12 protein-coding genes are annotated in these 12422 nt (G+C 60.0%); 1 reads left to right on the forward strand and 11 read right to left on the reverse strand.

Annotated features, from left to right (window positions below; translation table 11 throughout):
- Positions 1 to 79: 79 nt before the first annotated feature.
- Genes thiO through C2E19_RS25375 form a run of 7 tightly spaced genes read right to left on the reverse strand, consistent with a single transcriptional unit; the run spans position 80 to position 6845 of the window.
- Positions 80 to 1180, reverse strand: coding sequence for a glycine oxidase ThiO (gene thiO, locus C2E19_RS25345; RefSeq protein ID WP_129395567.1), 1101 nt, complete (start codon positions 1178 to 1180; stop codon positions 80 to 82).
- 57 nt (positions 1181 to 1237) lie between these two features.
- Positions 1238 to 1639 carry a type IV pilin protein gene (locus C2E19_RS25350; protein ID WP_129395568.1) on the reverse strand — a complete coding sequence of 134 codons (402 nt, stop codon included), beginning with the start codon at positions 1637 to 1639 and terminating at the stop codon, positions 1238 to 1240.
- 15 nt (positions 1640 to 1654) lie between these two features.
- Positions 1655 to 4738: a pilus assembly protein gene (locus tag C2E19_RS25355; RefSeq protein ID WP_129395569.1), complete on the reverse strand. Its 3084-nt coding sequence runs from the start codon at positions 4736 to 4738 to the stop codon at positions 1655 to 1657.
- The gene (locus C2E19_RS25360) at positions 4725 to 5204 is read right to left on the reverse strand and encodes a PilX N-terminal domain-containing pilus assembly protein (protein ID WP_129395570.1); all 480 of its coding nucleotides are present in this window, start codon (positions 5202 to 5204) and stop codon (positions 4725 to 4727) included. Before C2E19_RS25360 ends, C2E19_RS25355 begins: the two co-directional genes overlap by 14 nt.
- Positions 5205 to 5215: 11 nt before the next feature.
- A complete protein-coding gene (locus tag C2E19_RS25365; RefSeq protein WP_129395571.1) occupies positions 5216 to 5929 on the reverse strand; it encodes a PilW family protein in 714 nt (237 codons plus the stop codon).
- On the reverse strand, positions 5926 to 6375 hold the full coding sequence (pilV, locus tag C2E19_RS25370; RefSeq protein ID WP_129395572.1) for a type IV pilus modification protein PilV: 450 nt from the start codon (positions 6373 to 6375) through the stop codon (positions 5926 to 5928). The genes C2E19_RS25365 and pilV overlap by 4 nt, the downstream gene beginning before the upstream one ends.
- The gene (locus C2E19_RS25375; RefSeq protein ID WP_129395573.1) at positions 6372 to 6845 is read right to left on the reverse strand and encodes a GspH/FimT family pseudopilin; all 474 of its coding nucleotides are present in this window, start codon (positions 6843 to 6845) and stop codon (positions 6372 to 6374) included. Before C2E19_RS25375 ends, pilV begins: the two co-directional genes overlap by 4 nt.
- A gap of 130 nt (positions 6846 to 6975) precedes the next feature.
- Between C2E19_RS25375 and C2E19_RS25380 the strand changes: the two genes are divergently transcribed.
- Positions 6976 to 7530 (forward strand): GspH/FimT family protein, encoded by a 555-nt coding sequence (locus C2E19_RS25380; RefSeq protein ID WP_129395574.1) that lies wholly within the window; start codon positions 6976 to 6978, stop codon positions 7528 to 7530.
- Here C2E19_RS25380 and ispH read toward each other — a convergent pair.
- The 4 genes from ispH to ileS form a co-directional block, all read right to left on the reverse strand.
- The gene (ispH, locus tag C2E19_RS25385; protein ID WP_129395575.1) at positions 7502 to 8446 is read right to left on the reverse strand and encodes a 4-hydroxy-3-methylbut-2-enyl diphosphate reductase; all 945 of its coding nucleotides are present in this window, start codon (positions 8444 to 8446) and stop codon (positions 7502 to 7504) included. The genes C2E19_RS25380 and ispH overlap by 29 nt on opposite strands.
- Positions 8447 to 8636: 190 nt before the next feature.
- The gene (gene fkpB / locus C2E19_RS25395; RefSeq protein ID WP_174823982.1) at positions 8637 to 9074 is read right to left on the reverse strand and encodes an FKBP-type peptidyl-prolyl cis-trans isomerase; all 438 of its coding nucleotides are present in this window, start codon (positions 9072 to 9074) and stop codon (positions 8637 to 8639) included.
- 7 nt (positions 9075 to 9081) lie between these two features.
- Entirely contained in the window at positions 9082 to 9594 is a 513-nt protein-coding gene (lspA, locus tag C2E19_RS25400; protein ID WP_053123968.1) for a signal peptidase II, read from the reverse strand.
- Positions 9587 to 12418 (reverse strand): isoleucine--tRNA ligase, encoded by a 2832-nt coding sequence (ileS, locus tag C2E19_RS25405; protein WP_129395577.1) that lies wholly within the window; start codon positions 12416 to 12418, stop codon positions 9587 to 9589. Before ileS ends, lspA begins: the two co-directional genes overlap by 8 nt.
- Positions 12419 to 12422 lie beyond the last annotated feature (4 nt).

The following is a 12422-nucleotide window of genomic DNA, read 5'->3' on the forward strand; positions in this document are numbered from 1 at the left end:
ATCGCAGCCTGCGGCAGCTCCTACATTGGAATACGTTCCCTGTAGGAGCTGCCGCAGGCTGCGATCTTTTGATTTTTCTTCAGATCCGACCAGCCGGTGCATACGGCGCCGGATCAATAATCGGCGCACGTCCGAGCATCACATCGGCAAACAACTGGCACGACGCCGGCGCCAGCACCAGCCCATTGCGGTAATGCCCGCAGTTCAGCCACAAACCCTCAAACCCCGGCACCCGGCCAATGTACGGAATCCCTTCCGGCGACCCCGGACGCAATCCCGCCCAGTGCCCCACAACCTCGGCATGCGCCAGCGCCGGCAGCAACTCCACTGCCGAAGCCTTGAGGCTTTCCAGCGCCACATCGGTCGGCGTCTTGTCGTAGCCTTCGTGCTCCAGCGTGCTGCCAATCAGGATATGGCCGTCGCGACGCGGAATCGCATAACGACCTTTGGCCAATACCATGCTCGGCAAAAAGTCCGCTGCACATTTGTAGAGAATCATCTGGCCTTTGACCGGTTCGACCGGCAACGTCAGGCTCAGGGTCTTGAGCAGGTCGCCGCTCCACGCACCCGCCGTCAGCACAACCTGATCGCCATTGATCACGCCTTGAGACGTCTCGACGCCGACAATCCGCTCGTCCTCGCGAACAAATCCGCTGACTTCGCACTGTTCGTGAATTGTCACGTTTGGCAGTGCCTGCAACGCCGCTTTCAGCGATTTCACCAGACGCGGATTGCGCACGTTGGCCACATCAGCCATGTAGATCGCCCGTGAAAATCCACCACCTAGCACCGGCACCGAATCGTGCGCCGCCGAGATATCCACAGCCCGCAGCGGACGACCTTCACGCTCAGCCCAAGCCAACGCTTCGGCTTCATCATCCAGATCCAGCCAATACAGGCCGGTGGTGTGCACTTCAGGATCGACGCCGGTATCGGCGAACAGACGCTCGCCGAGCTGTGGATAAAAATCCTGCGACCAGTGCGCCAGTGCGGTGACCGCCGGGCTATAGCGCCACGGATACAACGGCGAAACGATACCGCCGCCCGCCCAGGAGGATTCCTGGCCGAGGTTCGCGCGATCCAGCAGCACCACGCTGCGCACTTCGGAGGCGAGGTTGTAAGCGGTCAGCAGGCCAATCACCCCGCCACCGACAATCACCACTTGCTGTTGCCTGGTCATGTTTGATCCAACCGTAAAAAAGACAGTGGGCGCAAAAGGCACCCGAAGATGTGCGCCTCAGCGGCCCCAGCAATCCTTGGTGGCAAGCCCGGTGGTCGCGTTGTTCATGCTTCTGACACCGGTGTTGGTCAGGGTGAAATCCCCGCACTTGTCGGTGGCCATAGACGTACCCGTCTTGCGGGTGGCGGTCAGCAGGAAGGTCTGGTCAGCGATGGTCGGGGTAATGGTGTAGAAATCATTGCCCGTACTCAGACCGGTGACGCCGGTGTAGACATTGTTCTTGGTATAGAAACGTTCAAGGGTCTGCGCCTGCTCGGACAGCAGCGACACCACTTCGGCACGGCGGCCCTTTTTCAGGTATTCGGTAAAGCTCGGGGCGGCGATGGTCATGACAATGCCGATGATCGCAATCACGATCATGATTTCGATCAGGGTAAAACCGCGGTTGCTTCTACGCATGCCTCAAACTCTCGCTTACTGTATTTGTCGCCACATGATACGACGGCTACCGCCGCCGCCCTTTTCCACCAAGGTGGTGATGTTGCCGCTGGAATCGTTGAAGATCTTGCGCGTCGCGCCGTTGACGACAGCGTTCAGGGTCGGGATGCCACCCGTGAATATCACACCACTGGAAATCGTGTCATTGCTGTCGACCACGCCATCGCCGTTGGTATCGAGCACCGCATAGTTGAGCATCTTACCGCTGAATGCATCGACTTCGACCAGTTTGCCCGTACCAAAACTCGAACAGGGATCGGTGGTATCCACACTCGCCGTGGTGAAGAGGATACGTCCCAGAACCAGGCTGGCCTGATTGATCACCCGTTCACCGATCAGCGCGCTGTTATACACCAACGGCAGGTACCAGCCCTTCTCTCCTGGATAAGTCGTATCGTTCTGCGTCGTTGTCACGAACTGCCCGCTACTGCCGGAGAAAACCCCCGTGATGGCTTGCGCCTGCAAACTGCTGACGGTGAGCTGCCCGGAGCCGCCATCGGCATCCCACACCGAATAGAACGCCTGCAAGTCCTTGTTGGTCTTGTCGGCCGTTTCGTTGAATTTACCGGTGCCGACAAAGATCTGTTTGCCGCCCAATGAGTTATCCGCCAGCAACGGCTGCGTGGTGATCGGCTGAGTTGCGCCGCCCGCCGCGGTGAACAACGGCTTCCCGGAAAACGCTACCCCCCAGCTATCGGTGGACGTTGCGCTCAGATCGAACTTCCACAGCCGCCCTTTCAAGTCGCCGCCATAGGCGGCCTGGACCACGTTCGAGGAGTTGACCTTGAGCTTTACCGAGGACAAGCCGTTGGTGGTTTCCGTGCTGTCGATAACGATTTTCTTGATCAGCGAACCGTCGCGAACATCCAGAACATACAGCGCTGCCACTCCGGAGTTGCTGCCGTAACCGTTGGAAATGAACGCCGCCCAGCGACCATCGGCCAAGCGTGCCACTTCGGGGCGGGCATAGGCATAACCCAGATCATTAAACACATTGGCAGTGTTGGCGGTCGTGGGTGCACTGACCTCCCACAACGCGCGCAAAACGTTGCCCGCCGAGGCGTCGAACAATTGCAGTGCATAGAACGTCCTGCCCCCTGCCCCCGTACCGCCGATAGCAAGGGTTTTCCATGCGCTATTGAGTTGGGCGTCATACACGGCGACCTGCCCATCTACCAGAAACTTGTGGCTGACACCGTTGATGTAGGTTGGATCGGCGATAAAACGCAACGACGGCAACACACTGGAAGGCATGTAGGCATAACGCCGGGTGCCGTTGGCCGAGTTGATGACGTTGACGAAGCCGTCGTTGGCGTTCGCCACCAGACTGGCATTCATGTTTGCCGCTTTGGTGGTCAGGTAAGAGGTGTACGTGGTGTCGCCGGACAGATCGGATGCGGTTTTGTCCGAAGGCGACGCCAGTACCAACGGCGAGTTGATGATGTCGCCGAGCAGCACGCTGCGCACCTTGAGCCCGGTCTTGTTGGTACCTTTGCTCCACTCCACCAGATCATTGCCGCTGATGCCGGTGGGCAGACTCTGACCGAGCGTGGTCTGCTGAGTGGCGGAAAAGTTGCCGTAGGCCAGGGTTACTGCAGCGTTGCTGGTGGTGTTCCACGATTGATAGGTCGGTGCGGTGGCGCCCGGGACGATGGTCGTATCAGTGGTCCAGAGTGTCGTCGAAGTATTCACCGCACCGGCCGCAGTGAAGCCGAATGACTTGATCGTGCCGCGCCAGTCCTTGGGGTCGTAGCTGGTCTGAAAATAGCTGGTGCCGCTGGCGAGCGTGGTGCCGCTGGTGACCCCACTGCCGCCGGAACCGGCCTTGGAGGTGATATCACTCAAGGCGGACGACAACGCGGCGTTGAGTCCCGTGCTGTCGGTCGCCTGGTAATACTTGCCCTGTCCGTAACTGGCGGCATCCGAGAGCATGTCATTGGCAGCGGTGAAGCCCACGGTGTAGGTGTTCATGTTCTGCTTGGGAAAATCCACTGCGTTCCAGCTCTTGCCGGCAGCATCGGTACCGCTCGAACGCATGTCGATGTCGAACGCGAACTTGGCGATGTCGTCCAGATACAGCGTATCGCCTTCGTTGTCGCCATTGAGGTTGTTGCCGTCATTGTTGACGCCATCCCAGTTCGGCAAACGGCTGCCACCCAGTGGGTCATTGCTTGGGAAGGTACGGTCATAGGTCGGCAAGCCGTCGGTGATCACCACACCGTAGTTTTTCTGGCAGCGATACTGGATCGGGCTGGTGTAGGTGCTCGGCGTGCTGTTGTAGTACGGCGCCATGCCGCGCATGTAGCGGGTGATCTCGTAATAGGTTTCCGCCAGAGGAGTATTGGCGACGGCGCTCAACGCGTTGATCGAGGAGATCAGCGCGTTGTAGTTGGTGTCGGCCTGCGCCTGGGTGACGCTGCCGGATACCGGTGACAGATCGCTGATCGCCCGGGCGATGTAACCGCCATTGCCGGAGTTGTTGCTGGTGACCGGGTTGAACGTCGACAGGCCCATGCGCAATGTGCGGTTGCTGGTGACCAGTGCGGTGGAAACGTTACGCGCAACGTTGATCCGGTAATCGTTGGGGATCGCCCCCGTGGTGAAATCGCGCGTGCCATTGTTGATGGCGAGGCTGACCACATAGGAGATGTAATCGCCGGTATAGCGGGTGTTACCGCTTCCCACCGGGTCTGGCAGTTTCAGGCACAGGGGCGCGAGGCTGTTGTTGTAGAAGGCATAGGCGCCGCCGGAGCAACCGGCAGTCGGCAGGCTGGAAAGGAATATCGGGTCGCCGGTAATCGTTGTCGAACTCAGGCATAACCCGAGCAACGCGTTGCATTGCCGGGCCGGCGTGCGATCGACCGTCGGATCAAAACCGGCAGCGTAGATGATGCTGTTCATGCTCCCTGAATCGTCGATCAGCAACATCACGTTCGGTGCCACCGCTGCCGCACTCAACAGCGGCGAATCGGACGGCGTGAACGCATACGCCGGCGCTGCCAGATAAAAACTCAGCAGCATGCCGATCAGCAGTGACCGGCAGCGTTTAATACTTCGCATAAACACTCTCCACAACGCTACGCGAAGTGCCGGCGATGCCGACAGCGGTCACTCGATACAAGGTCGCCGAGGTATTGCTCGGCACGTTCACGGCGGTAAGGGTCGTGCCGATGTTCTGTACCCCGTAAAAGCCATTGCCGGCGGCGATCCAGGTGACGCTGGACGTCGAGTTGAGCCCCGCAGCGCTGACCACTGACGATTCCGCCGGTGGCGCACATTGCGTGGTGCCGCTGCACACCGCCAGCGTGTAGTTGTCCAGTTGCACCGCACTTTCACCTACGCGCAACGCCGCCTCGGCGGTCTGGAACGATTGATTGCGCAGGCTCACGCTACCGGCCATTTTTTCCTGCAGGTTGGCGCTTTGCATCGACGACAGGCCGATCACCGTGAGCAACAACAGGAACACCAGCGTGACCAGCAATATCATCCCGCGCTGCGCCTGACGCTTGTGCAGAGAGCGCCTCATCGTTACGCCCCTCATTGCAGACGGTTGCGCAAAGCGGCAACCACGTTGAAGGTTTGCGCGGCGACCCGGCTGTTGGGGTCGGTGAGGGTCAGGCTCAGGCGCACGCTGCGAATGCGCGCCGGATCACTGGGGTTGGCGCTGTAGGTCGAAGCTGCCACATCGGTCGCCGAACTGGCCAGACCGAAGGTCACGGTGAACGCGCTGACGTTGTTGATCAGTACCTGCTGGGTCGGCGTGCCGCTGCCGGTGCCCATCAGGATCTGGTTGTTGCTGAAACTGTAGAGCAGTCGCCGGATCGGGAAGGCGATTTGCCCGGTCGCCGCGCTGCGCAAACCGGTGTAAGCGGTCGAGGTGTTACGGCAATCGGAAACCACCGTCCAGGTCGGCGTGCCGCCGCTGCCACCGACATCGGCCGTCACCAGCGTCAGTTTAAGGTTGGCATTGTCCCAACTGATCGGGGTGATTTGCACGGCGTTGAAATCCCCCGCCGTACTCGAATCGGTGATAGTGCCAAGGCAACCGAACATCCCCACCATGCGAATTTCCTGGATCATTTTACTCAGCAGGAAACGCGCGTCTTCCTGCATCGCCGCGGCACTGTTCTGGCTGACATAGGTGTTTTTTGCAGCGATGAACGTCTGCACCACGCCGAGCACCACAATCAGCCCCAGCGCCAAAGCAATCAGCAACTCGATCAGGCCGAAACCACGCGCATGACGGTTCATGGCGTCGCCACCGGATCAACCGCGGCACGGCTGCTCAGCACGAAACTGCGCGGGGCACTGGCGGTGTTGGCTGCGCGCGCATCGCTCCAGGTAATGGTGATGGTGTACACGCGTTGATTGAGGGTGATGCTGCCCGTGGCGGTCGGGCCACCGAAGTTGACGATGTTGCTGGTGAAGTCGTAGAGGTCCTGATCCCGCGCAACACTGAGGTTGCCCGAGGTCGGTGGCGTGACGGTGTAATCAGCACCGGAGTTGGCACGGATGCGGTCCATCATGTCGTAGGCGATGAAACTGGCCTGACTGGTCATGCGCGAACTGTCGGTGTACTTCAGCGCATTCAATTGCACCGCCGCCGCGCCCAACAGCCCGACCGTCAGGATCAACAACGCGACCAGCACCTCGATCAGCGTCATGCCGTCCTGTGCGTGCTTGCTCCCTGCCCTCATCCGCAACTTCCACCCAATTGAATTCGTCCGTTCAGACACACGTTCAGCGTCCTGCTTTGCGTTCCCAGCGTGTAACTGATGACCACCGCCGTCGAAGGTGCCGCCAGACCGCCGAGGTTATTGAAATCCAGCGCAGTCACTCCAGAGGTTAGCGTCAGAGTGGCGCCGCTGCTCATCGCTGGAACAACCCGCAATACATTGGCCGGCGTGCCAGTACTGTCGTAGACCGACAATTCACCGGTCCAGACGCTGCCCCCCGCCGTCGGGCGCAGGCGCAAGGTGGTGCCGCGATCAATCGCTTCGAGCCTGGTGAAACTGAGTGCGCGCTGCAGGTCGCCCACCTCGGTATCGGCCTTGCTACGCTGAATGGAACTGGTGAACGCCGGCACCGCCAGGGTGACAAGGATCACGAAGATCGCAATCGCGGCCAGCAACTCGACCAGCGTGAAACCTTTTGTACGAAGATCCATCGATGCCCTCCGTTGCCGTCGGCTATACCTGCTTCTACACGCTAGAACATTCGACCGACCTGTGTCGGTTGATTTGTCCTGCCTGGCGCACGGATCGCGCCTTTCATCACGCTCCAGGGAGGGAATTTTCATGTCGCAACAGGGTTTCAGCCTGATCGAACTGCTTATGGGACTGGCGATTGGCGCAATTGTTCTGCTGCTGGTCAGTCCGGCATTTGCCACGCTCAAGGCATCCAGCCATCGGGAGGTGGCTGCGCAGTCGTTGCTCGACGGTATTCGCAACGCCCGATCGATGGCGATCACACACAATCAGAGCGTGGTGATCCATGGCATCAACGGCGACTGGAGCCAGGGCTGGCGGATCATTCTGGATATCAGCGGCAAGGGGCCGCAAGATGCGAGCAATCCGTTATTGCGCGAGCACGCCAGTGATGCGCAGGTGCCGGTGGTGGGCAATTGGGCAGTGAGTCGATATGTGCGGTTCAGCAGTCTGGGGCAACCACTGATGCCCGGGCGGGCATTTCAGGCAGGGACGCTACATATTTGCTCGGCTCACGAGCCGGTCAGCCAGCTCCAGGTGGTGCTGGCAGCGACCGGTCGTGTGCGCCTGAGCAGTGTGAAAACCGCGCAGGCGCTGTGTCAGAAAGCCGAAAGGGTCAAATCGAACGGACGCGCAGCTCTTTAGGCATCGAGAAGGTGATGTTCTCTTCGCGACCCGCCAGCTCGTCGGCACCGGTCGCCCCCCAGGCTTGCAGTTGCTGGATCACGCCACGCACCAGTACTTCCGGCGCAGATGCGCCCGCAGTGATGCCAATCCGTTCAACGCCATCGAACCAGCTTTTCTGCAGGTCTTCGGCACCGTCGATCAGATAGGCCGGCGTGGCCATGCGTTCGGCAAGTTCACGCAAGCGGTTGGAGTTGGAGCTGTTCGGACTGCCGACCACCAGCACTACGTCGCACTCGTCGGCCAATTGCTTGACCGCGTCCTGACGGTTTTGTGTGGCGTAGCAGATGTCGTCCTTGCGCGGGCCACCGATGGCCGGGAAGCGCGTGCGCAAGGCATCGATGACGCGACTGGTGTCGTCCATCGACAGCGTGGTCTGGGTCACGAAAGCCAGTTTTTCCGGGTTGTGCACCTGCAACGCGGCAACGTCTTTCTCGTCTTCGACGAGGTAGATCGCGCCGCCATTGCTAGCGTCGTATTGGCCCATGGTGCCTTCGACTTCCGGGTGACCGGCGTGGCCGATCAGGATGCACTCGCGACCGTCGCGGCTGTATTTCGCCACTTCGATGTGCACCTTGGTCACCAGCGGGCACGTTGCGTCGAACACTTTCAAGCCACGACCGGCGGCTTCGGTGCGTACGGCCTGGGAGACGCCATGGGCACTGAAGATGACGATGACGTCGTCCGGCACCTGATCCAGCTCTTCGACGAAGATCGCCCCGCGACTGCGCAGGTCTTCAACGACGAACTTGTTGTGCACCACTTCATGACGCACGTAGATCGGCGGCCCGAAGACTTCCAGGGCGCGGTTGACGATTTCGATCGCCCGGTCCACGCCGGCGCAGAAGCCACGGGGGTTGGCGAGTTTGATTTGCATGCTGTGCCTCGTGTCTTGCGCGCGAAATATAGGTACGTCCTGCTGATCGAGCACATTGCTCAAAAACAGCAAAAATCTAATGTGGGAGCGGGCTTGCTCGCGAAAGCGGTGTGTCAGACAACATCAATGTTGAATGTCAGTCAGCATTCGCGAGCAAGCCCGCTCCCACATTTGGACCGCGTGCGGTCAGTTATAGCGCTTTGACGGAGATGATTTCCACGTCAAAGGTCAGCGTCTTGCCGGCCAGCGGGTGGTTGAAGTCGATGGTCACTTGCGTGTCATCGAATTCCTTCACCACACCCGGCAGCTCAGTATTGGCCGCATCGTTGAAGATCACCAGCAAACCCGCTGACAACTCCATATCGACGAACTGAGAACGTGGAATGATCTGCACGTTCTGCGGGTTCGGCTGGCCGAAGGCGTTTTCCGGCTCGACGGTCAGCGTGCGCTTGTCGCCGGCCTTGAAGCCGAACAGCGCCGCCTCAAAACCCGGCAACAGGTTGCCGTCGCCGACCTTGAAGGTCGCCGGGGCTTTGTCGAACGTGCTATCGACGGTGTCGCCGTTCTCCAGGCGCAATGCAAAGTGCAAGGTGACTTCCGTGTTCTGGCCAATGCGTTGCTCAGCCAATACCTGTTCAGTCATGAACGGCCTCTTCGGTTTTCTTGGTTTTGAACATATCCAGTGCCAGCATCACCGCGCCAACGGTAATCGCGCTGTCGGCAAAGTTGAACGCCGGGAAGTACCAGCGGTTCTGCCAGTGCACCAGAATGAAATCGATCACATGGCCGAGGGCAATGCGGTCATACAGATTACCCAGCGCGCCGCCCAGCACCAGCGCCAAAGCGACGGCCAGCCAGGTTTCGTTGCGGCCCAGGCGCTTGAGCCAGACCACCAGCACCGCGCTGACCACGATCGCGATCAGGGCGAACAGCCAGCGCTGCCAGCCGGAGCTGTCAGCCAGGAAGCTGAACGCAGCGCCAGTGTTGTAGGCCAGGGTCCAGCTGAAGTAATCGGGAATGATCACAATCTGCTGAAACATTTCGAGCTTGCCTTCGAAGTAGAACTTGCTGGCCTGGTCAATGACCAGAACCAGCAAGCTCAACCAGAGCCAGCTCAACCGTCCAAAACGGCCAACGGCATTAGGCATAGTGACGAACCTCGCCAGCGCCGCTGATGTTGTCGACGCAACGACCGCAGATTTCCGGATGCTCCGGGTTCACGCCGACGTCTTCGCGGCAGTGCCAGCAACGGGCGCATTTCGGGAAGGCCGATTTGACGATCTTCAGCTTCAGGCCGCTGACTTCGGTGGTTACCGCGTCTTCAGGCGCGCTAACAAAAGGCGCCACGCTGGCCGTCGAGGTGATCAAGACAAAGCGCAGCTCGTTGCTCAGCTTGGCCAGGTCAGCGCTCAGCGCGTCTTCGGCATACAGCGTCACTTCGGCTTGCAGGTTGCCACCGACAGCTTTCGCCGCGCGCTGGATTTCCATCTCTTTGTTGACCGCTACTTTCACCGCCATCACGCGTTCCCAGTAGTCGCGGCCCAGTTCAACGTCGGCCGGCAGTTCGGTCAGACCTTCGTACCAGGTGTTGAGCATCACCGATTCGTTACGCTCGCCCGGCAGGTATTCCCACAGTTCGTCGGCGGTGAAGGCGAGGATCGGCGCGATCCAGCGCACCAGCGCTTCGGAGATGTGGAACAGCGCGGTTTGCGCCGAACGGCGAGCCTTGCTGTTGGCGCCAGTGGTGTACTGACGATCCTTGATGATGTCGAGGTAGAAACCGCCCAGCTCCTGCACGCAGAAGTTGTGGATCTTCGAGTAGACGTTCCAGAAACGGTATTCGCCGTAGTGCTCTTGCAGCTCGCGTTGCAGCAGCAAGGTGCGGTCGACCGCCCAACGATCCAGCGCGAGCATTTCTTCCGCCGGCAGGATGTCGGTGGCCGGGTTGAAACCGCTCAGGTTCGAGAGCAGGAAACGCGCGGTGTTACGGATACGACGATAGGCGTCCGCACTGCGTTGCAGGATCTGGTCGGAAACTGCCATTTCACCCGAGTAGTCAGTCGAAGCGACCCACAGACGCATAATGTCGGCGCCAAGGGTGTCGTTGACTTTCTGCGGCGCAATCACGTTACCCAGCGATTTGGACATCTTGCGGCCGGCTTCGTCGACGGTGAAACCGTGGGTCAGCAGTTCGCGGTACGGCGCGTGGTTATCGATGGCGCAACCGGTCAGCAGCGACGAGTGGAACCAGCCACGGTGTTGGTCGGAACCTTCCAGGTACAGGTCGGCACGCGGGCCGCTCTCGTGACCCATCGGGTGCGAACCGCGCAGGACGTGCCAGTGCGTGGTGCCCGAATCGAACCAGACGTCGAGGGTGTCGCTGATCTTGTCGTACAGCGGCGCTTCGTCGCCGAGCAGTTCGGCAGCGTCCATCTTGAACCAGGCTTCGATGCCTTCGACTTCAACGCGTTTGGCGACTTCTTCCATCAGCTCGACGGTGCGTGGGTGCAGCTCGCCGCTTTCCTTGTTGAGGAAGAACGGGATCGGCACGCCCCAGTTGCGCTGACGTGAGATGCACCAGTCCGGACGGTTGGCGATCATCGAGTGCAGACGCGCCTGGCCCCAGGTCGGGACGAACTTGGTGTCTTCGATGGCTTTGAGCGAGCGCACACGCAGGGTGTCGCCGCTGGTTGGCTCTTTGTCCATGCCGATGAACCATTGCGCGGTGGCGCGATAGATCAGCGGAGTCTTGTGGCGCCAGCAGTGCATGTAGCTGTGTTCGATGACGGTGGTGTGCATCAGCGCACCGACTTCGGTCAGCTTGTCGACGATGGCCGGGTTGGCCTTCCAGATGAACTGGCCGCCGAAGAATTCCAGCGATGGCACGTATACGCCGTTGCTCTGCACTGGATTGAGGATGTCATCGTTGACCATGCCGTACTTCTTGCAGGTCACGAAGTCGTCCACGCCGTAGGCCGGAGCGGAGTGAACCACGCCAGTGCCAGCGCCCAGTTCGACGTAGTCAGCCAGGTACACCGGCGACAGACGATCATAGAACGGGTGACGGAAGTTGATCAGTTCCAGCTCTTTACCGGTGGTGGTGGCGATCACCGAACCTTCAACGCCGTAGCGCGCCAGGCAGGCTTCAACCAGCTCTTCAGCCAGCACCAGCAGCTTGTCGCCGATGTCGACGAGGGCGTAGTTGAACTCCGGGTGAACGTTCAGCGCCTGGTTGGCCGGAATGGTCCACGGGGTGGTGGTCCAGATCACGATCGACGCCGGTTTGCTCAACGATGGCAGACCGAACGCGGCAGCCAGTTTGGCTTCGTCAGCGATCGGGAAGGCGACGTCGATGGTCGAGGACTTTTTGTTCTCGTACTCGACTTCCGCTTCAGCCAGCGCCGAACCGCAGTCGAAACACCAGTTCACCGGCTTGAGGCCCTTGAACACGAAACCGCCCTTGACGATTTCGGCGAGGGCGCGGATTTCACCGGCCTCGTTCTTGAAATCCATGGTCTTGTACGGGTTGGCCCAGTCGCCCAGCACGCCGAGACGGATGAATTCGGACTTCTGCCCTTCGATCTGCTCGGTGGCGTAGGCACGGCACAGCTCGCGGGTCTTGTCCGCGCCGAGGTTCTTGCCGTGGGTCACTTCAACCTTGTGCTCGATCGGCAGGCCGTGGCAGTCCCAACCCGGAACATACGGCGCGTCGAAGCCCGACAGGGTCTTCGAGCGGATGATCATGTCCTTGAGAATCTTGTTCAGTGCGTGACCGATGTGGATCGTGCCGTTGGCATACGGAGGGCCGTCATGCAGAACGAACTTCGGACGATCCTTGCCAATCTCGCGCAACTTTCCGTACAGGCCAATACTGTCCCAGCGCTGCAGAATCTGCGGTTCGCGCTGTGGCAGGCCGGCCTTCATTGGGAAGGCGGTGTCCGGAAGGTTAAGCGTGGCTTTATAGTCGGTCATTTAA

Source organism: Pseudomonas sp. DTU12.3, assembly GCF_004124275.1.
In the GTDB taxonomy this organism is placed as follows: domain Bacteria; phylum Pseudomonadota; class Gammaproteobacteria; order Pseudomonadales; family Pseudomonadaceae; genus Aquipseudomonas; species Aquipseudomonas helmanticensis.